The following is an 18,607-nucleotide window of genomic DNA, read 5'->3' as shown; positions in this document are numbered from 1 at the left end:
GTTCGTTCCCGCCCGGGGCCCCGATTTCCGGGGTCCCGGGCGTTTTTTCGTGGTTTTCACGGAACGTATCCGGGGTTGCGGACGTTCTTGGAAACGAGCCGGGTACGGCGAGCGGACGCGAAAGAAAGCGAGTCGTGGCGGCGATGGGCTTCGTGGTGCTGATCGTCCTGATGACCACCCTCGTCCACTACTACCTGTGGCGCAGGCTCGTCCGGGCGACCACCGCCCCGGGGCCGCTCCGCAGGGCGCTCACCTTGGCGACGGTCGCGCTGGGAGCGCTCATCCCCGTCACGCTCGTCGGCTCCCACAGCGACTGGAGGCGTTTCCTGGCGTGGCCGGGGTTCCTGTGGCTGGCGGTGATGTACTACCTGGCCGTGTTCCTCGTGGTTCTTGAGGTGCCCAGGGCGGTCGCGCTGGCCGTACTGCGGCGGCGAGCGCCCGCGAGAACCGCCCCCGTGCTCGTCGGGGCTCCCGAACCTCCTGGCGAGGAGCCCTCCGGCGAGGAGCCCTCCGGCGAGGAGCCGAAGGGGGTGGCGATGAACCGCAGGGACTTCGTCGCCCGTACGGCCGCCGCCGTCGCCGGGGCCGGGGCGCTCGTCACGGTCGGGACGGGGGTGCGCACCGCCCTCGGCGACCCGCTGATCGAGCGGGTGAGCGTGGCGCTGCCCGGCCTCGACCCGCGTCTGGGCGGGCTGCGCCTGGCCGTGGTCAGCGACATCCACCTCGGCCCGCTCACCGGCCTCGGGCACGCGGAGCGCATCGTCCGCATGATCAACGGGCTCCAGGCCGACGTGGTGGCCGTCGTGGGAGACCTGGTCGACGGCACGGTCGCCGAGCTCGGCCCGCTGGCCAGGCCGCTGCGGAGCCTGGAGTCGCGCTACGGCGCCTACTTCGTCACCGGAAACCACGAGTACTACACCGCCAACGGCCCGGACGAGTGGGTCGAGGAGCTCCGTGACCTGGGAGTCCGCCCGCTGCGGAACGAGCGGGTCGAGATCGCCCACGCGGGAGCCGTACTCGACCTGGCGGGGGTCGACGACGTCACGGGGACCGCGGGCGGGGGCGGGCCCGACTTCGAGCGGACCTTCGGCGGGCGGGACCCGGGGCGCTCGACCGTCCTGCTGGCCCACCAGCCGGTGCAGGCCGTACAGGCGGCGAAGTACGGCGTGGACCTGCAGCTTTCCGGGCACACCCACGGCGGGCAGATGGTGCCCTTCAACCTGATCGTCCCGTTCCAGCAGCCCATGGTCTCCGGCCTCGGCGAGGTCGACGGCACCCAGGTCTACGTCACCAGGGGAGCGGGTTTCTGGGGGCCGCCGGTCAGGGTCGGGGCCCCGCCGGAGATCACCCTGCTCGAACTCCGCCCGGGAGGGTGAACCGGAGGGTTTTCCTGTCACGTCCGCTGCGCGGGCCGGGCCGTACGTACTAACCTCAGGCGACGAACGGCCTGGCACATCGCCTGGTCCCGTGTCTTCCCCCGCCCGGCGAACACCTGGATACGCTGACATCATGACCACCCCTGGCCGGAACACCGCGCGTCGCAAGCCTCCCCACGTGCTGGCCAACGCGCCGTTCCGCAAGCTGTGGACGGCCATGTCGGTGTGCAGCCTCGGCGACTGGCTCAACCTCATCGCGCTGACCGCCCTGGCGGGCAACCTCACGGCCGGGTCCGGCTACCGGATCCAGAGCTTCGCGATCGGCGGCGTCTTCGTGGCGAAGATGCTCCCGGCGATCCTGCTCGGCCCGCTCGCCGGCGCGTTCGCCGACCGGTTCGACCGCAGGCTGACGATGGTCGCGGCCGACGTGGCGCGCTTCGCGCTGGTGTTGTCGATCCCGCTGGTCGGCAACTACCAGTGGATCATCGTCGCCACGTTCCTGGTCGAGTGCGTCAACCTGTTCTGGGTCCCGGCCAAGGACGCCACGGTGCCGAACCTGGTGCCCAAGGAGCGCCTGGAGGCCGCCAACCAGCTCAACCTGCTCGTCACGTACGGCACGGCCCCGATCGCCGCGCTGCTGTTCGCGGTGCTGTCCTTCACCACCGACCTGCTGGGCGCCCTGGTGCCCTCTCTCGCGGACACCTCGCTGGCGTTGTTCGTCAACTCCCTGGCCTACCTGGCCTCGGCCGTCATCATCTTCACCCTCAGGGAGATCCCGAAGACGACCTCTCCGACCGTCAAGGTCGCCACGCCCTCGGTGCTGCGGCAGATCGTGGACGGCTGGCGCTTCGTCGGCCGGGACAGGCTGGTCCGCGGTCTGATCACCGGCATGATCGGCGCGTTCGCCGCCGGGGGCGCGGTGGTCGGGGTGGCCAAGCTCTACGTGCGGGCGCTCGGCGGCGGCGACCCGGCCTACGGCGTGATGTTCGGCGCGGTCTTCCTCGGCATGGCGGCGGGCATGTTCTTCGGCCCCCGGATGCTGCGGGAACTGTCCCGGCGCAGGCTGTTCGGACTGTCGATCATCGGGGCCGGGGCGGTGCTGGCCGCGGTCGCGCTGGTGCACAACCTGGCGATCGTCGTCATGCTCACCACGTTGCTGGGGGCGTGCGCGGGAACGGCCTGGATCATCGGCTACACCATGATCGGCCTGGAGGTCGAGGACGGGCTGCGGGGCCGTACGTTCTCCTTCCTGCAGTCGCTGGCCAGGGTCACGCTGCTGCTGGTCGTCGCGGTGGTGCCGACGCTGGCCGGCCTGTTCGGCAGCCACGACTTCGTCTTCCGCCGGGAGACGGTCTACGTGTTCGACGGCTCCAACCTGGTGCTGCTGATCGGGGCGCTGCTCGCGGTGACCGTCGGCTTCCTCGCGCTGCGGCAGATGGACGACCGCCCCGGCATGTCGGTCCTGGCCGACCTGGTCGCGGCGCTGCGGGGGCACGGCAGCCCGGTGCCGGGCGGCTCCGGGCACCGCAGGGGGGTGTTCGTCGCCTTCGAGGGCGGCGAGGGGTCGGGCAAGACCACCCAGTCGCGGCTGCTGGCGATCTGGCTGCGGGACCAGGGCTTCGACGTCGTGCAGACCAGGGAGCCCGGCTCGACCAAGGTGGGGATGCGTCTGCGCGCGATCCTGCTCGACGCCGTGCACCAGGGGCTCTCGGCCAGGTCGGAGGCACTGCTGTACGCCGCGGACCGGGCCGAGCACGTGGAGAAGGTCATCCGTCCCGCCCTCGACAGGGGCGCCCTGGTGATCTCCGACCGCTACGTCGACTCCTCGCTGGCCTACCAGGGCGCGGGGCGGGCGCTCGACCAGGCGGAGGTCGAGCGGCTCAACAGGTGGGCGACGGGCGGGCTCGTCCCCGACCTGACCGTGCTCATCGACACCCCGCCCTCGGTCGGGCTGGCCCGGCTCGGCGGGGCCGCCGACCGGATCGAGTCGGAGCCGATGGAGTTCCACGAGCGGGTGCGGCGTGAGTTCCGCGCGCTGGCCGCGGCCGAACCCGAGCGTTATCTGGTCCTCGACGGGACGCTTCCCCAGGAGCGGATCTCCCAGCTCATCCACGACCGGATGCGCGAGATGCTGCCCGACCCGGTGCCGCAGGAGGCGGAGGACGCCACGGGGACCATCCCCGTCATCCGCGACTGATCCCGGCGGTAGGTTGATGGCGTGGGTGTCTTCGATGACCTTGTGGGGCAGGAGCAGGCGGCCCTGACGCTGCGCCGCGCCGCCGTGGCGGGGGCCGAGCTCCTGGCGGGCGGGCGCGGAGCGGGGATGACCCACGCGTGGCTGTTCACCGGCCCGCCGGGGTCGGGCAGGGAGGAGGCGGCCAGGGCTTTCGCCGCCGCGCTCTTCTGCAGGGACCAGGGGTGCGGCCACTGCGACATGTGCCACCAGGTGGCCGTCGGCTCCCACCCGGACCTGGAGACGGTACGGCCTCAGGGGCTGTCGTACGGCATCAAGGACACCCGTCAGCTCATCCTGCGCGCGGCCGGGGCGCCGACCCTGGGCCGCTGGCGCGTCGTGCTGTTCGAGGACGCCGACCGTGCCACGGAGGGCGCCTCGAACGCGCTGCTCAAGGCGATCGAGGAGCCGCCGCCGAGGACCGTCTGGCTGCTGTGCGCGCCCGCTCCCGACGACATGATGATCACCATCAGGTCGCGCTGCCGTCAGGTGACGCTCGTCACCCCGCCGACCGCCGCGGTCGCACACGTGCTGGCCACCCGGGAGAACGTGCCGCCCGCCACGGCGGAGTTCGCCGCCAGGGCCGCCCAGGGGCACATCGACCGGGCCCGCAGGCTGGCGCTGGACGAGCAGGCGCGTAAGCGCCGGGACGCGGTGCTGTCCATCCCCAGGTCGCTGACCGGCGTCGCCGAGTGCGTCACGGCCGCAGAACGGCTGGTGAAGACCGCCGAGGAGGAGGCCGCCGCGGTCACCGCGACCCTGAACGAGTCCGAGGTCGCCGAGCTGCGGAAGATCTACGGTGAGGGCTCCTCGGGCAAGGGGCTCAACAAGGGGCTCATCCGGGGTGGGGCCGGCGCGCTCAAGGACCTGGAGGAGCGGCAGAAGTCCCGGGCGACCAGGACCAAGCGCGACGTCATCGACACGGCCCTGCTCGACCTGGTGGCGTTCTACCGGGACGTGCTGGCCGTACAGTTCGGGGCGCATGTCGAGCTGGCCAACGAGGACCGCAGGGACGACCTTGAGGGGCTGGCCCGCTCCTCGACGCCGGAGGACACCCTGCGCAGGATCGACGCGATCATGCGGTGCCGGGAGCGGCTGGCCGCCAACGTCAACCCGCAGATGGCCGTGGAGGCGATGACGCTCTCCCTACGGCGTCCAGTCGCCTGATTTTTCGGACTTTTCACCACCTGTAAGCAACCTTACGGGTGGGTTTCGGCGTCTCTTGGGCATGCAGGTCGGGATGAAACCCCGCCCGGGACGGCTCCGCCTCCCTGTGGCCTCGCTCACGCTCGCCGGGCGTGAGCCCGCCAAGGACGTGCGAGAACGCCCGGCGCGCGGGGAGCGGGTGCCGCTTGGTGAGGAACGGTTCTTAGATCGGATGGAACCATTCCCGGCTAATCCCCCTCAAAGTTGGGGTGTGCATCGTTAGAATTCCCAGCAAATTTCGATGCATTCGTTATAAAACTACCGAACATGTCCTGTTCGACGGGGATGGACAGGGAAGGACCGGGGGACTCTTGGTCAGCATGGGATCGCGGGGGGACGTGACGGTGCCAGGGGGCCGGCGGGCCGTCACCAGCCGCGTGAGAGACGACGACACACTGCGGATCGAGTGGCCGGGGCAGACCGCTCCGGCCGACGACGCGGAGATCGTTCTGCGGCACGCGGAGACAGGGGAGGAACGTTCCGGGACAGACCTGACAGGTCTGCGGGCCGGGATATGGCTGGCCTCCCACCGGGGGGAGCCGCTGGCCACCGACGACCCCGGCTTCTCCCTCGACGACCTGGTCGCCTACGCCGGGACTCCCCGTGACCGGGAGGTCAGGGCCTTCCGTACGTCGGCGGGAATCCTCGCCCTGACCGTTCGCGAGGTCGAGCCGTACGTCGAGGTCACCGGGGTCGTCGCCGACGGCGGGGTGATCGAGGTCGAGGGCCTGGTCGCCTACGGAGAGCAGTACGAAGGGGCGGCCAGGCTCGTGGCCGTGCCGCGCAAGGGGACCGAACCGGTGAGCGGGCCCGCCTCCTTCAGCGGACGGCGCTTCGGCGGCAGCGTCCTGATCGAACCGATGGCCGACGGCCAGGCGCGTAAGCGCGTCTTCTGGGACCTGCACGCCGAGATCGCGGGAGTACGGCTGCCGCTGGCCGCCCGGCTCGACGACGTCGCCGACAAGAAGACCAAGGTGCGCTTTCCCGCCCAGCACGTGGGCCGGATCAGGGTCAGGCCGTACTACACCGACAGCGACAGCCTGGCCGTCGCCTTCAGCGTCGAGGAGGAGGCCGCGTGAAGGTCTCCTACCTGATCCTCAACGCGTACGGCATGGGCGGCACGATCCGTGCCACCTTCGACCTGGCGACCGAGATGTCCGAACGGCACGACGTCGAGGTGATCAGCGTCTTCCAGCACGCCGACCGGCCCTTCCTGCCGCTGGGGGAGAAGGTCAGGCTGCGTTCGCTGGTCGACCTGCGGCCGGGGGCACGGGTCCGCTGGCCGTACACGAAGCGGGCCGAGCGGCTGAGCGCGATGGAGAGCACGCTCGTCCACCCCGAGGAACGCGCCTACCCCTCCTTCACCGCCTGGAGCGACGAGGTGCTCAGGCGGGAACTGCGGCGGCTGCGCACCGACGTGCTCGTCACCACCAGGGCCGGGCTGAACATCATGGCCGCCAGGTTCGCCCGCAGGGGGGTCGTGAGGATCGCCCAGGAGCACCTGCACTTCGAGGCGCACAAGCCCGGGATCTTCGAGGAGATCCGGCAGTGGTACCCCAGGCTCGACGCGGTCGTCACCCTCACCGAGGCCGACGAGCGCGACTACCGCGCCATGCTCGGCCAGGCGGGGACCCGGGTCTACACCATCGGCAACGGCCTGGCCGGAGGGGCGCGCCCGCGCTCGAAGCAGGACAACCGCATCGTGCTGGCCGCGGGAAGGCTGGTGCCGGTCAAGGGCTACGACCGGCTGCTGAAGGCCTTCGCCCAGGTGATCACGAAGCGCCCCGACTGGAAACTGCGCATCTACGGCGAGGGCCGGATCGCCGACAAGCTGATGAAGACGTCCGTCAAGCTCCGCCTGCACAACAACGTCATGTTCATGGGGCCGACGGACGACATCGAGGGAGAACTCGCCAAGGCCTCGATCCACGCGGTCAGCTCCCGCTTCGAGGGCTTCGGCATGACGATCATCGAGGCGTTCGCCTGTGGCGTCCCGGTGGTCAGCTTCGACTGCCCCCGGGGCCCCCGGGAGATCATCACCTCCGGCCACGACGGGCTGCTGGTCCCGCCCGACGACGTGGACGCCCTCGCCGAGGGACTGCTGGAGATGATCGACGACGAGGAGGGCAGGCTCAGGATGGCCGCCAACGCCCTGCGGACGGCGGAGAAGTACGACATCTCCACGATCTCCGCCCGCTGGGAGAGGGCCTTCGCCGACCTCACCCGCTGACGGCCACGGCCCGCGGTTTCGAGCGGCCGGTTTCGAGCGGCCGGGTCCGGGTGGGTCCGGGTTCGGCGGGCAGAGGTTTTCGCCGGATGAAGCAGCAGATCCCGATCGGCGGCGTCTCTGTGATGTGAAGGCCGAACTGCTCTCCCACGGAGAGCCAACGATCAGGGACGGCACCGACATCGCGGCGCTGTTCGCCGACCACCACCTCGGGCTGGTACGGCTCGCGCTGCTCATGGTCGGCGACCAGCCCACGGCCGAGGACGTCGTGCAGGAGGCGTTCGCCCGCACCCACGCGGGCAGACGCCGCCTGCGCGACCCCGGGCGCGCGCTGGCCTACGTCCGCTCCGCGGTGCTCAACGGCTGCCGTTCCGTGCTGCGACGCAGGGCCGTGGCATGGCGGCGGGCCGTGCCGTACGAGCCGCCCGTCTGGTCGGCGGAGCACGCGGCGCTGCTCGGCGAGGAACGCCGTGAGGTGCTTCTCGCCCTGCTCCGGCTGCCCAGGCGGCAGCGGGAGGCGCTCACGCTGCGCTACTACTTCGACCTGTCGGACCCCGAGATCGCCGAGACCATGGGCGTGGGCGCCAGCACGGCCAGGTCCACCATCACGCGCGGACTGGCCGCCCTCGCCAGAGCCCTCGGTGACCCCGGAGCGCCTGGAGCGTCCGGAGCCCCGGCAAGTCCTGGAGACCCTGGAGACCTTAGAGACCTTGGAGAGCAGCCATGACCGAGACGGAGAACCGTCTGCGCGACGCCCTGTCCGCCGCCGCCTCGACCGCCGTGAACGTCCGCCCGCTGACCGTGCCTTCGCGCCGTCGCAGGCGGTGGGTGATCCCGGTCGCGGTTGTCGCCGCCGCCGCGTCCGTCGCCGTGTTCCTGACGGTACGGGTCGCCGCTGTTCTGTCCTCTCCCGACCGGAGCGAGGTCGTCGCCATGTCCGTGGGGGCTATGGACGAGTCCGATACATCGAGCGTCAACGTCTTCCTGTGCCTCAGCGGTGACGCGACCGTGCACCCCGGATGTGCGGGAGGGAAGGCGACCGAGACGGAGAAGGCCGGCATCCAGCGGGCGCTTCAGGGGCGGCCCGAGGTGGAGAGTGTCTCCTTCAGGGACCAACGGACGGCCTACGAGGGCTTCCAGCGGCAGTACGAGGACAAAAACCCTGCTCTTCTGAAGACCGTGAAGATCACGGATATGCCGGAAACCTTCATCGTCCAGGTCAGGCCGGGCGCGGACCGGGCGGCGCTGCTCGGAGCCGCGAGCGAACTACCCGGGGTGGCCGTCGCCGTGGACGCCGTGTGCCTCCGCGAACGCGCCTCCCTGCGGTCGGTCATCATCGACACGGTCTTCGGGGACGAGGACCGACCGTCGTGCTCGGTGAAGGGCAGGGGCAGGTAACCCGGGCTTGGGAGTCCCCAGGGACGGCCGTGACGCGTAGGGTGGCTGGCGTGGGCGCTTAGCCGTACCCCCAGCCGCTTGGAGCCATATGAGCATGATCATGGCCGTGAGCTTCACCCGATACGGCCGTCTGTACTACCTCGATCCGGGCGGCCACAGCCCCAAGATCGGCGACAAGGTGCTCGTGCCGACCGACGCCGGCCCCGAGGTCGCCGAGTGCGTCTGGGCGCCGCAGTGGACGAGTGAGGAGATCGACGGCCTGCCGGTGTGCGAGGGCCTCGCCGGGGAGGAGCACCTGACCCGCGACGAGACCAACAGACGCCGGCGGGCCGAGGCCAGGAGCGTCGCCAAACGGCTCATCAGACGGCACGAACTGCCCATGAAGGTCGTCGGGGTCGACTACCTCGACACGGACAACGTCTACACCGTCTACTTCTCGGCCCCCCACCGGGTGGACTTCCGTCTCCTCGTCCGCGACCTGGCCAGGAACCTGCGGGCCCGCGTCGAGCTGCGCCAGATCGGCCCCCGCGACGAGGCCCGGCTGCAGGGCGGGATCGGTCCCTGCGGCCGTGACCTGTGCTGCGCGACCTTCCTGAAGGACTTCGAACCGGTCTCGGTGCGGATGGCCAAGGACCAGGAGCTGCCGGTCAACCCGATGCGCATCGCCGGGGCGTGCGGGCGGCTGATGTGCTGCCTGAAATACGAACACCCCCTCTACACCGAGGCGCAGAGCAGAATGCCCAAGGTCGGGGCGAAGGTGGACACCGCGCAGGGCCCGGGAACCGTGGTCGGGCGCAACGTCCCCTCCGACTCGGTGGTCGTCCGCCTCGACGACGGCGGCCGTCGCTGCGCCTGCCCGTCCGCCTCCGTCTGCTCCCCGAGAAAACAACACGACGCCGCCTACGGCGACTCGCAGTAGGATCCGAACGTCTCGCGCGTGACCTCGCACGCCCTGACCCAGAAGGATGAGGCGAGTGGTCACACCGCACAGGTACCGCCGTACGGCCGCCGCGTTCGCGGCGCTGACGTTGTTCGCGACGGCTTGTTCGGGGGTGGACGCCCGCGACGGCCGTGACGCCGGTGCCGCTCGTGACGGTGGTGCCACCCGTGACGGCGGGGTGGCCACCTCACTCGCGTGGACCTCCTGTGGCGGTGGCTACGAGTGCGCCAAGCTGGGGGTTCCCCTCGACTACGCCAAGCCGGACGGCGAGAAGATCGAGATCAGCGTCATCCGGCTGCCCGCGAAGGGCAAGCGTGTCGGCTCCATCCTGATCAATCCCGGTGGTCCCGGCGCCTCGGGCGTCGAGTACGCGCGCAACGCCCAGTCGGTGCTGAGCGACGCCGTACGGGAAAGGTTCGACGTGGTGGGCTTCGACCCACGCGGGGTCGGCGGCTCCGCGCCCGTGCGCTGCCTGTCGTCGAAGGAACTGGACGACTACACCGGTCTGGACGGCTCCCCCGACTCCCCGGAGGAGATCGCGGCCCTGGAGAAGGGCGCGCGTGCCTACGTCGCCGGATGCCAGGCCCGCTCGGGCAAGCTCCTGCCGTACGTCGGCACCACCAACGCGGCCAAGGACATGGACCTGCTGCGCGCCGCCCTCGGCGACGAACGCCTCACCTACCTCGGCAAGTCGTACGGCACGCAACTCGGCGCGGTCTACGCCGACCTGTTCCCCAAGCGGGTGCGCGCCCTCGTGCTGGACGGCGCCGTCGATCCCTCGCTCACCCCGGTGGAGATGAACGTCACCCAGGCCCGTGGCTTCGAGGTGGCCCTCGACGCCTTCCTGGAGAACTGCCTCACCGCGCCCGACTGCCCCTTCCAGGGCACGGTGGCCTCCGCCCGGAAGCAGATCGCCGAACTGCTGAGCCGCGCGGACCGGCAGCCGCTCACCAACAGGACCGACAGCCGCGCGATCGGTGAGTCGTGGACCGTCCTCGGCCTGGTCACCCCGCTCTACGAACGGCAGGCGTGGCCGATCCTGCGCCGTGCGCTCACCGACGCCCAACGCGGCGACGGAACTACCCTGCTGCGCCTGGCCGACCTGCTGGTCAACCGTGACCGGAACGGCGAGTACGCCAACCAGACCGAGGCGAACACCGCCATCAACTGCGTCGACTCCGCCTTCCCCCGGGGTTCGGCCGAGTTCGCCGCCGCGGCGCGTGAGTCGCTCAAGGACGCTCCCCTGTTCGGGCCGTACATCATGTGGGGGACGCTGGCCTGCGCCTACTGGCCGATCGAGCCGGCCCCCAAGGAGAAGATCGATGCCCCAGGGGCCGCGCCCATCCTGGTCGTGGGGACCGAGCGTGACCCGGCGACGCCGTACGAGTGGGCCAAGGCCCTGGCGAGCGAGCTCTCCTCGGGAGTCCTGGTCGACTTCGACGGCGACGGTCACACGGCCTACCGCAGCGGTTCGTCCTGTGTGGACCGTTTGGTCGACGACTATCTGATCAACCTGACCGTTCCCGAGGACGGTGTCCGCTGCCCGAAGATCGACTGACACGGTGGAGCGCAAACCCCCGCGAAGCCTGTAGACTGCCGTAGGTCGCGTTCACGCGGACGCGACATGCCGCCTTAGCTCAGTCGGCCAGAGCACTTCACTCGTAATGAAGGGGTCTCGGGTTCGAATCCCGAAGGCGGCTCCAGGTCAGAGGCCCCCACCGGGTTCCGGTGGGGGCCTCTTGCTAACACCCTTGCTAACAGCATCGTGGCCCCGGTGGTTTCTCCCGCGGCAGGGTGAGTGCTGAAGCCAATGTTCGGCGAGCGTGGACGGTCCGCTCATGCCGATCATGAGGCACACTTCTTGAATGATGGATGGAGAACTCTTCGCGGACGGTGCCCTGGATCGCTACCTGGGGGGCAGGCTGGACCGCGCGGTTGAAGCTGTCGCCCAAGTGCCTGCCGAGGAGATCCGGTTCTCAGCCGAGTCTGTTATCGATCGCTTGATTGACGAGTACAGGGTCGTGCCAGTGGAGTTCGACTTCAACTCGATCACCCGAACGCCGATAACTGAGAAAGTGATTCGTTGGCAGGATGGTTTTAGTGCGGGGGAGCTACCTGGCCAAGCACTGTCCGTGATCGTTCCCTATGTCGGCGATCCAGAGCTATTGAGGCGACGGGCCACTACCTACAGAATGAGCGCACCCAGGGCGACCATCCGTGAAGATGCGATGGTCTTCTGGGTTAGCGGGCAGCGCCTCACTTCGGAGAATGTGATGGCGCAGATTGATGCGATGCGCAAAGAGATGACGGACCGGACGAGTTGGGCCAACGGTGATGTCCAGGGTTGGGAACCTCAACTGAAGTCAGCAATTGCAAAGGCGGTAAGGCGGCGCAAGGAAGCGCTTGATCACGCTGCTGAACTCTCAGCCGTGCTCGACATTCCGCTAGCCCCTGCCCCCGAGTCCCAGCAAGTCCATGTTCCTGTCCGTCGTAAGAGAGTGCGCATCGAGCCAGCACCACCTTCACCGGGAAATGACGACCCGCGCCTGGCCGAGGATATGTATCAGGACGTGATCAGAACCATCAGCGGAATGAGTCGAGCCGCTGAGCGCCTACCTCAAACTGCTCGCCGCCTTGGCGAGGAGGGCTTCCGTGATCTATTGCTGTTTGTCCTCAACGCCAACTATGAGGGAGCGGCCCGTGGAGAAGTGTTCAACTGCATAGGCAAAACCGACATTCTCCTCGGATGGAAAGACCGTAACGTTTTTATCGGTGAGTGCAAGATGTGGGGTGGTCAAAAGAGACTCACTGAGGCTGTCGATCAATTGCTCGGGTATACGGCTTGGCGAGACACCAAGGCTGCCCTTATTGTTTTTATTCAAACAGAAAGACCTGCCGAGATTATCGAGAAGGCAGATGCTGCGATCAGGGGGCATCCCCTGTTTCGCTCTGCGGCGCGTAACGACGATCCTGAGGTCAGACGGGATTATCTGATGACGTCCAAGCATGACCCGCAGCGTTATATCAAAATGGCTTTCCTGCCTGTAGTAATCCCAAATGTGTGACTGAAATATCAGTCTTCGGTACAGATAGAGGAAAGTCTCTGATCCTAGGTTAATTAGGATCAGAGACTTCTTTGGGAGGGGAAGGGTTTTTAGCTGAGAGCTTTGGCGAAGACGTCGGCAGCGGCAGTTTCCGCAGAGCGGATCACGTGGGCGTAGACGCGGAGTGTGATCGCTGGATCGGCGTGGCCGAGGCGGGCGGCGACTACATGGACCGGGACGCCAGCCAGAAGAAGTGTGGTCGCGTGGATGTGCCGAAGGTCGTGGAGGCGGGCGTAGGGCAGGGGGTTGGCCGGAATCTGACTCTTGTCCCCCGGTTCGTTGTACGCCTTGATCAGCTTGCCCGGCAGCGCCGTCACGGTGGTCGGGTAGATGGGGCCGCCCCAGGCGGTCGTGAAGACGTGGCCGTTCTCCTCACCCTTCCAGGCGTCGCCGACCCGGAGCCTCTCGGCTTCCTGCGCTTCCCAGTGAGCCCGGAGAACCTTGACCGTCCCCTCGTCGAGAGTGACCACGCGAGTCCGGCCGCTCTTCGTGGTGCCCGCGATGTGCTCGCCGTCGACGACGCCCGTCGAGCCCTTGATGGTGATCTGCTTCCCCTCCAGGTCGACGTCAGGCCACCGCAGGTTCAGCAGCTCACCCCGCCGGGCGCCCGTGTAGGCCGCCAAGTGGAAGAAGGCGAACAGCCGATGCGAACGGGCCAGGCTGAGGAAGGTCCGGAGCTGTGCCGGGGTCCAGATCATGCCCGGCTCCTTCCAGTTCTCGCGGGGGCGCTTGGCCTTGTCGACGGGTGAACTGCTGAGGTACTCGTGGACTTCGACGGCGTCTCGGAACGCCCGGCGAAGGATGGCGTGCGTGTGGACGACGGTGGATACCGCCAGCGGCTTCCCGTCACGCCCGCCCCTGGCCAGGAGATCCCGGTAGAGCTTGGTGATCGTGGCGGGCCGGACCGCCTGAAGCCGGATCTTGCCGATGAAGGGCTTGATGTAGAGGCGAATGGAGATTCGGTAGTCCTCAAGCGTTCCCGGCTTGATCTCCATGGCATGGTCCTCGATCCAGTCATCGAGGTACTCGCCCACGGTGATCGTGTTCCGGTCGACGTACTCACCCCGCCGGGCGCTCACCCGTGCCTCGTCACGGGCCTCTTTGGCGTCGTCCTCGGTGGCGAAGCCGCCGACCCACTTGGGCTTGCTCTCGCCGGTCTCAGGGTCCTTGACGCGGATCACGTATGACCAGGTGGTTCCGCGCTTCATGACCCCGTCACGGAGCTTGGGGGCGGTCTTCTTGTTCGACTTGTCGGAGGTGCCGACGAGGGGCTTGGTCATGCCGCACGCTCCGCCGAGGTCAGGTGGTCGATGTAGTCGTGAAGGGCCGAAAGAGGGATCCGTCTGGAACCGTCGATCCGGATCGAGCTGACCGAGCCGGAGGCCAGCAGTTGGTAGAGCTTGCTCCGGGAGATCGCCAGAGCCGCGGCAGCTTCGGAGACGGTGAGGAGAAGGGGGGTCATGAGCCACCTCCGGAAAGGGAGAGTGGATCAGCCAGGGAGATTCCGGTAAGCGCGGCTACCAGAAGGGCGTCACCGGCGGACAGGCCCTTTCCGGCGTACTCCCAGTGGGAGATCACGAGGACGGTGTCCTCGTCGAAGAGCGGGAGGCGGCCGGTGGTGATGGTTTCCCCGCGGGTGAAGGCGGCGCGGGCGGCGCGGAGTTTGCCGAGGGTGGTGGAGTAGCGGCGGCTCTTGGTGGAGAAGTGGCCGCGGAAGCCGAGCATGTGCGCCCACTGGATGAGTCGCAGGTTGGCCAGGTCGTCGAGGGCGCCCAGGCGCATGCACTCGGCGATGAGCCGCCGGGGGTGGTCGCGCAGGTCGAAGGCGGTCAGGTCGTCGAGGGGGTTGATGCGCCGGTCGAGGGTGCCGACGCATTCGGCGGCTTTGGTGGCGTACTTGGCGATGTAGGCGGCGACGGCCTGTTCGGTGAGGTCGCCGGTCATGGTGATCTCGCGGGTGTCGAGCTGGGTTCCCCAGCGCAGGACCCGGGCAGGCTCGTCGGTCGCCGCGGGGGTGGTGACCGCGACGGCCGAGGCGGCATGCTGTACGGCCTGTTCCAGGGCGTCGGCCGTTGCCCAGGCCGGGGGCGGGGAGGCGGGACCGTCCCGGCCGTCGAGGCGGATCACGGCGTGGAAGTGGACGACTCCGCGGCGCTGGTACTCGGCGACCTTGGCGAAGGAGATCGTGACCTGCTCGCGGAGCTCTCGGAGCGTCAGGCCGCCGAGTTTGGCCACGCGTCGCCGCAGGGCTTCGGTGAAGCGCCGCCACAGTTCCGGGGACATGGCGTTGAACAGCACCGCTCCGGCGTAGTCGTAGCAGTCCGAGCACAGTGGTTCCCCGAGCCGGGAGTCGTCGGCCCCGTGACGGGCCGTGCAGGACATGGTCCGTCCGTGCGGGCAGGTGGGCGCGTCTCGCCGGGGGTGGCAGGGCAGGACGGTGCCGCCCTGCTCTCGCTGGGTGTGGACGGTGCCGAAGGAGGGGGCGGTGAGGGTGACGAACAGGCAGGGGTGAGCGGTGACCGAGTCGGGGACGCCCTTGCCGCCCACCAGACCGGCGCGGATCAGTTGGTAGGTGTCGGCCCGGTAGGTCTCGGCACAGGCCGGGCAGCGGGAGGCCCGCCGGGTCTTGCAGGGCAGGCGCAGCACGCCGTCCGGTTCGGTGGCGGTGGTGTAGGTGTGCAGGCGCCGGCCGGTGGCGGGGTCGACGTGGAAGACGTGGCCGCGCAGGTGGATGGGCTGTCGGCAGCCGCCGGTCCGGCGGATCTGGGAGGCCCAGCGTTCGTATTGGGGATCGTGGAGCCGGGTGATCATCCCGGCTACCGCGTAGGTGTTTGGCATGATGGGGCGCGTCCCTTCCGGGCTTTTAGGGGTTCGGTGTGGGATGGCCCCCGACGTGACGAGCGTCTTGGCGGATGTGTGGTCACGCCGGGGGCGCCGAGGCTCAGCTGAAGCCGAGGCCCTCGCACAGGTCGCAGGTCTGGCCGTGGCTGTCGAGTCCGGTCCCGCCGCAGTCGCAGCACTGCCAGCGCTGAGGGACGAGGTCGACGGGTGGAGTGTCCTGGTCATCGGTCATGCGGTCCATCTCCCGGTGTCGCGCTTGGGGGCGGTGCTGAGGAACACGCGCCAGGTGTAGGGGCGCTCGTGGAGCGGGAGGATCGGCGAGACCGAGCCGACCGGCAGGACCTTGCGGATCGTGTTGGCGGCGTGGACGAGTTCGGCATAGGTGCCATCGATGCGGATACGCATGGGGATCTCTCTTTCAGGCGGCGTGGGGTGGGGTGACGGGGTCGATGCAGCCCGCGTAGGACATCTCGGCGTCGTGGCGGGCGCGGGCGGGGGCGAGGATGCCCACGGCCGAGTACTGGACCGGCCCGAAGGCCAGGCCGGTGCGGTAGTGGCCGTAACCCCTGTCACCGGGGTCGACGTCGGTTCCGAGGAGTTCGGCGATGCCGTCGATCTCGGCGCGGATCTCGGTGTCGGTCCCGTCGGGGAAGTGGTGCACCGTGACGGAGAAGGGGGCGGGGACGCCGGGGGTGGTTTCCAGGAAGGCGGCCAGGTCGCGCAGGCCGTCGATGAGGGCGGCGCGGGGGTCGGTGGTAGGCATGGCGTTTCCTTTCGTGTCAGACGAGTTCGGGGCTGTCACGCAGGGCGCGCAACAGGTCGGAGGCGAGTTGGCTGGACACGCCCAGCCGGGCGCGCAGGGTGTCGCGGGTGATCGGTTTGCCGTGCCGAGCGTGGTGTTCGTCGGCGACGCGGCGCGCGTAGTCCAGGAGCGGATCAGCCGTACCAGCGCCGTTCTCGTCGTTCTGGATGTCGTTGGGGCTGGGTACGGCGGGGACGGGAAGCGGGAAGAGTGTGGTCGGGCCGTTCTGGGTTCCTGGTACGGCGTCCGCCGCGGGGATGGACTCCGGAACGGCGACGGGAACGGCTTTCGGGGACGGTTCGGGGCGGAGTTCGGTGGCGCGGCGTTCGAGCATGGAGACCGCGATCAGGAATGCCCCCGCCGGAGTCGCCGCGGTGATCCACCCCCAGGCGGACGGTTCGGCCTGAGCGAGGTTGGCGGCCAGCGACAGGACGATCCCGCCGACGAGGACGAGGGTCGGCCAGGAGATCCAGCCGTCTCGTTCCCGTCCGTTCTTCTTGTCGCGCTGCCGTTCCCGCGCGGCCATGACACAGGTGAGGTCGACGCAGACCGCCACCGCCCAGGCCATCGGGCCGGACTGTCCGTGTTCGGTGGCCGTGTCGCGGATGTGGGTGAAGCTGCCCGCCCCGGCGATCAGGGCGAGGATCAGCACCGGCCCGACGTCGGCCAGCCGTACGGCCAGGCGAGGCGCTGTCGTGGGCATCGGGATTCCTCCCTTCGAGCGTGGAGAAGGTCAGGCGGCGAGTTCGGGAGTGCTGTCGGCGCCAGGGAGCTCGTGACCGAGACCGGAGGCGGCGACCTGGTTCCAGGAGGGGGTCACGTCGGCATAGGTGCCGGCGGCTTGCTCGGCCGCGGTGGTCGAGACGTAGCCGGACCGCGCCCGGTACCACCGGCCGTCCGCACCGGTGATCACCGCCACGCCGGGCTGTTCCGGCGCGATGGACCGAGCGGCCACCAGCGCGTCGGGGTCGAGGTCGCCGAGGGTCATCACCGCGGTTTCCGGGTCGTTGACCCGATGGCAGACCCGTCCGCCGATCTGGGCACGCAGCGCGGTCACGCCGGGACCGAGGTCGGAACCGATGCGCTGGCCGGACAGGATCAGGTGGATCCCGAAGGCGCGGCCAAGCTGGGCGATGCGCAGCAGGGCGGTAGCCGTACGGGTGACCTGGTCCTTTTCGGCCTTGTCTGCGGTGAGGAAGAGCTCGGCCACCTCGTCGACCAGGACCACGACCGGGATGGGGCGCGCGGCGTCGGGTAGCTGCCAGATGTCGCGCACGCCGTACCGGCGACAGGCCAGCATCCGGGCGCCCATGACCGCGATCAGGTCGCCGAGCAGGTCCAGACACTCGTCACGGGTCGTGGCCAGTGCGGTGAGCCGGGCGGCGTAGGCCGACAGTTCCACCCCGCCCTTGAGGTCGAAGCCGACCAGGGCGACCGGTTGCGGGGCCAGGCCGACGATGAGCGCGTTGATCAGGTTGGACTTGCCGGACTGGGTGGCGCCCGCGTTCATCCAGTGCGGGATGAGCCGCAGGTCCATCCGCCAGGCCGCGCCGGTCTCCAGCACGCCGACGATCGGCCGGAGCAGGTCTTCGGCGCGCCAGCCGCCCGAGGGTTCAGCCGGGGGTACGGCGGGTGCGACGTGGGTTAAAGGGTCCTGGGTGATCCCCTGGAGGGTGACGCGGCCAGGTCGGGAGCCGACGACCCGGACCGCCTCGATCCGCCAGGCGTGCGCGAGACGCTCGCATACCTTGGCGTAGTCGTCGGGGATCTGGCCGTCGAGCAGGTGGAAGGTGATGCGGAAGCCGTGCCGTACCGGCCGGGGCAGGCCCATCCAGGGCTTGGTGTCGACCTCGACCCGCTGGAAGCGCCGCTTGACCCGCACGACGCCGGTCGAGGCGATCAGGCCGGGGACGGTGGTGAACCACCAGCGGTACCGCTTCTTGGTCAGCCCACAGCCGGTGGCGACGTGCCGCCACGTCCAGCGCAGCGCGATGGCCTTGCGGGGGAAGACGAAGAGGTACCAGTAGGAGGCCGGAGCCCAGCGCCGCCACAGGATCAGGGTGATCAGGACGGCGAGGACCTTGAGTAAGGGGTGGTGGAGGTCGATCACAGGTCCGCCCCCGTCCTGGGGGAACCGGCGGGGATGAATGCCTGCGCCCGGTAGGCGATGCCCCAGCGTCCGCCCTGCTCCCAGACGAAGCCGACCAGGCCCACCGGGACGACCTCCTCACCGGCGTTGATCTGGGGTTCGGGGGTGACGCTGACCTTGACCAGTTCCATGCGGTTGAACTCGTCCTCGAACAGGAGGGTGAGCTCGTACATGGTGTTGCCGTCCTTGTCCCGCTTGATCTCGCCGGTCTCCTTGCTGACCAGGCGGGGCTTGGCGGCCTTGACGCAGGTGATCTGGAGCTTGCTGACGTCGACGGGGATGGGGATGGTGCGCATGATCGTTCCTTAGCTAGATGGGTTGCTTAGAAGAC

At 69.0% G+C, this 18,607-nt stretch carries 19 protein-coding genes and 1 tRNA gene; 11 read left to right on the top strand and 9 right to left on the bottom strand.

The window, feature by feature from the left end:
• Positions 1 to 143: 143 nt before the first annotated feature.
• The 11 genes from ABZ463_RS33595 to ABZ463_RS33545 all read left to right on the top strand — a co-directional run bounded on the left by ABZ463_RS33595 (position 144) and on the right by ABZ463_RS33545 (position 12,445).
• The gene (locus ABZ463_RS33595; RefSeq protein WP_362782396.1) at positions 144 to 1,376 is read left to right on the top strand and encodes a metallophosphoesterase; all 1,233 of its coding nucleotides are present in this window, start codon (positions 144 to 146) and stop codon (positions 1,374 to 1,376) included.
• A gap of 133 nt (positions 1,377 to 1,509) precedes the next feature.
• A complete protein-coding gene (gene tmk, locus ABZ463_RS33590; protein WP_352012746.1) occupies positions 1,510 to 3,573 on the top strand; it encodes a dTMP kinase in 2,064 nt (687 codons plus the stop codon).
• A gap of 21 nt (positions 3,574 to 3,594) precedes the next feature.
• Positions 3,595 to 4,776 (top strand): DNA polymerase III subunit delta', encoded by a 1,182-nt coding sequence (locus tag ABZ463_RS33585; RefSeq protein ID WP_362782362.1) that lies wholly within the window; start codon positions 3,595 to 3,597, stop codon positions 4,774 to 4,776.
• A 416-nt stretch (positions 4,777 to 5,192) separates the two neighbouring features.
• Positions 5,193 to 5,894, top strand: a complete 702-nt coding sequence (locus tag ABZ463_RS33580) for a hypothetical protein (protein ID WP_362782359.1) — start codon at positions 5,193 to 5,195, stop codon at positions 5,892 to 5,894.
• Positions 5,891 to 7,045 (top strand): glycosyltransferase family 4 protein, encoded by a 1,155-nt coding sequence (locus tag ABZ463_RS33575; protein WP_352012749.1) that lies wholly within the window; start codon positions 5,891 to 5,893, stop codon positions 7,043 to 7,045. The genes ABZ463_RS33580 and ABZ463_RS33575 overlap by 4 nt, the downstream gene beginning before the upstream one ends.
• Before the next feature lie 124 nt (positions 7,046 to 7,169).
• Positions 7,170 to 7,769, top strand: coding sequence for a sigma-70 family RNA polymerase sigma factor (locus ABZ463_RS33570; protein WP_362782355.1), 600 nt, complete (start codon positions 7,170 to 7,172; stop codon positions 7,767 to 7,769).
• Positions 7,766 to 8,440 (top strand): permease-like cell division protein FtsX, encoded by a 675-nt coding sequence (locus tag ABZ463_RS33565; RefSeq protein ID WP_362782352.1) that lies wholly within the window; start codon positions 7,766 to 7,768, stop codon positions 8,438 to 8,440. Before ABZ463_RS33570 ends, ABZ463_RS33565 begins: the two co-directional genes overlap by 4 nt.
• Before the next feature lie 100 nt (positions 8,441 to 8,540).
• The gene (gene ricT / locus ABZ463_RS33560; RefSeq protein ID WP_352012972.1) at positions 8,541 to 9,359 is read left to right on the top strand and encodes a regulatory iron-sulfur-containing complex subunit RicT; all 819 of its coding nucleotides are present in this window, start codon (positions 8,541 to 8,543) and stop codon (positions 9,357 to 9,359) included.
• Positions 9,360 to 9,414: 55 nt separating this feature from the next.
• Positions 9,415 to 10,938 carry an alpha/beta hydrolase gene (locus ABZ463_RS33555; RefSeq protein ID WP_362782349.1) on the top strand — a complete coding sequence of 508 codons (1,524 nt, stop codon included), beginning with the start codon at positions 9,415 to 9,417 and terminating at the stop codon, positions 10,936 to 10,938.
• 68 nt (positions 10,939 to 11,006) lie between these two features.
• Positions 11,007 to 11,083 (top strand) — tRNA-Thr (locus ABZ463_RS33550).
• Positions 11,084 to 11,245: 162 nt separating this feature from the next.
• Positions 11,246 to 12,445, top strand: a complete 1,200-nt coding sequence (locus ABZ463_RS33545) for a hypothetical protein (protein ID WP_362782346.1) — start codon at positions 11,246 to 11,248, stop codon at positions 12,443 to 12,445.
• Positions 12,446 to 12,534: 89 nt separating this feature from the next.
• On the opposite strand, the gene ABZ463_RS33540 is transcribed toward ABZ463_RS33545, so the two are convergent.
• From ABZ463_RS33540 to ABZ463_RS33500, 9 genes are all read right to left on the bottom strand, one after another.
• Positions 12,535 to 13,764 carry a tyrosine-type recombinase/integrase gene (locus ABZ463_RS33540; RefSeq protein WP_362782343.1) on the bottom strand — a complete coding sequence of 410 codons (1,230 nt, stop codon included), beginning with the start codon at positions 13,762 to 13,764 and terminating at the stop codon, positions 12,535 to 12,537.
• Complete coding sequence (locus ABZ463_RS33535; RefSeq protein WP_362782341.1) at positions 13,761 to 13,946, bottom strand: excisionase family DNA-binding protein; 186 nt, start codon at positions 13,944 to 13,946, stop codon at positions 13,761 to 13,763. Before ABZ463_RS33535 ends, ABZ463_RS33540 begins: the two co-directional genes overlap by 4 nt.
• The gene (locus ABZ463_RS33530) at positions 13,943 to 15,322 is read right to left on the bottom strand and encodes a replication initiator (RefSeq protein ID WP_362782338.1); all 1,380 of its coding nucleotides are present in this window, start codon (positions 15,320 to 15,322) and stop codon (positions 13,943 to 13,945) included. The genes ABZ463_RS33535 and ABZ463_RS33530 overlap by 4 nt, the downstream gene beginning before the upstream one ends.
• A gap of 103 nt (positions 15,323 to 15,425) precedes the next feature.
• Positions 15,426 to 15,557 (bottom strand): hypothetical protein, encoded by a 132-nt coding sequence (locus ABZ463_RS33525; RefSeq protein WP_362782336.1) that lies wholly within the window; start codon positions 15,555 to 15,557, stop codon positions 15,426 to 15,428.
• Positions 15,554 to 15,730 (bottom strand): hypothetical protein, encoded by a 177-nt coding sequence (locus ABZ463_RS33520; protein ID WP_362782333.1) that lies wholly within the window; start codon positions 15,728 to 15,730, stop codon positions 15,554 to 15,556. Before ABZ463_RS33520 ends, ABZ463_RS33525 begins: the two co-directional genes overlap by 4 nt.
• Positions 15,731 to 15,743: 13 nt before the next feature.
• Positions 15,744 to 16,088 (bottom strand): hypothetical protein, encoded by a 345-nt coding sequence (locus ABZ463_RS33515; RefSeq protein ID WP_362782331.1) that lies wholly within the window; start codon positions 16,086 to 16,088, stop codon positions 15,744 to 15,746.
• A gap of 16 nt (positions 16,089 to 16,104) precedes the next feature.
• A complete protein-coding gene (locus tag ABZ463_RS33510) occupies positions 16,105 to 16,830 on the bottom strand; it encodes a DUF2637 domain-containing protein (RefSeq protein WP_362782328.1) in 726 nt (241 codons plus the stop codon).
• 30 nt (positions 16,831 to 16,860) lie between these two features.
• Positions 16,861 to 18,237 carry an FtsK/SpoIIIE domain-containing protein gene (locus tag ABZ463_RS33505; protein WP_362782325.1) on the bottom strand — a complete coding sequence of 459 codons (1,377 nt, stop codon included), beginning with the start codon at positions 18,235 to 18,237 and terminating at the stop codon, positions 16,861 to 16,863.
• Positions 18,234 to 18,572 (bottom strand): hypothetical protein, encoded by a 339-nt coding sequence (locus tag ABZ463_RS33500; RefSeq protein ID WP_362782322.1) that lies wholly within the window; start codon positions 18,570 to 18,572, stop codon positions 18,234 to 18,236. Before ABZ463_RS33500 ends, ABZ463_RS33505 begins: the two co-directional genes overlap by 4 nt.
• Positions 18,573 to 18,607: the final 35 nt, after the last annotated feature.

Source organism: Streptosporangium sp. NPDC020145 (assembly GCF_040631275.1).
In the GTDB taxonomy this organism is placed as follows: Bacteria; Actinomycetota; Actinomycetes; order Streptosporangiales; family Streptosporangiaceae; genus Streptosporangium.
Note: the sequence above shows the minus strand (reverse complement) of the source record. Positions and strands in the feature narration are given on the sequence as shown.

Bases quoted from the DNA above. Each gene is read 5' to 3' on its own strand.
- tmk (WP_352012746.1), top strand. From the start codon at position 1,510: ATGACCACCCCTGGCCGGAACACCGCGCGTCGCAAGCCTCCCCACGTG.
- ABZ463_RS33515 (WP_362782331.1), bottom strand. From the start codon at position 16,088: ATGCCTACCACCGACCCCCGCGCCGCCCTCATCGACGGCCTGCGCGAC.
- ABZ463_RS33545 (WP_362782346.1), top strand. From the start codon at position 11,246: ATGATGGATGGAGAACTCTTCGCGGACGGTGCCCTGGATCGCTACCTG.
- ABZ463_RS33500 (WP_362782322.1), bottom strand. From the start codon at position 18,572: ATGCGCACCATCCCCATCCCCGTCGACGTCAGCAAGCTCCAGATCACC.
- ABZ463_RS33595 (WP_362782396.1), top strand. From the start codon at position 144: ATGGGCTTCGTGGTGCTGATCGTCCTGATGACCACCCTCGTCCACTAC.
- ABZ463_RS33525 (WP_362782336.1), bottom strand. From the start codon at position 15,557: ATGACCGATGACCAGGACACTCCACCCGTCGACCTCGTCCCTCAGCGC.
- ABZ463_RS33520 (WP_362782333.1), bottom strand. From the start codon at position 15,730: ATGCGTATCCGCATCGATGGCACCTATGCCGAACTCGTCCACGCCGCC.
- ABZ463_RS33540 (WP_362782343.1), bottom strand. From the start codon at position 13,764: ATGACCAAGCCCCTCGTCGGCACCTCCGACAAGTCGAACAAGAAGACC.
- ABZ463_RS33535 (WP_362782341.1), bottom strand. From the start codon at position 13,946: ATGACCCCCCTTCTCCTCACCGTCTCCGAAGCTGCCGCGGCTCTGGCG.
- ABZ463_RS33510 (WP_362782328.1), bottom strand. From the start codon at position 16,830: ATGCCCACGACAGCGCCTCGCCTGGCCGTACGGCTGGCCGACGTCGGG.
- ABZ463_RS33530 (WP_362782338.1), bottom strand. From the start codon at position 15,322: ATGCCAAACACCTACGCGGTAGCCGGGATGATCACCCGGCTCCACGAT.
- ricT (WP_352012972.1), top strand. From the start codon at position 8,541: ATGGCCGTGAGCTTCACCCGATACGGCCGTCTGTACTACCTCGATCCG.
- ABZ463_RS33565 (WP_362782352.1), top strand. From the start codon at position 7,766: ATGACCGAGACGGAGAACCGTCTGCGCGACGCCCTGTCCGCCGCCGCC.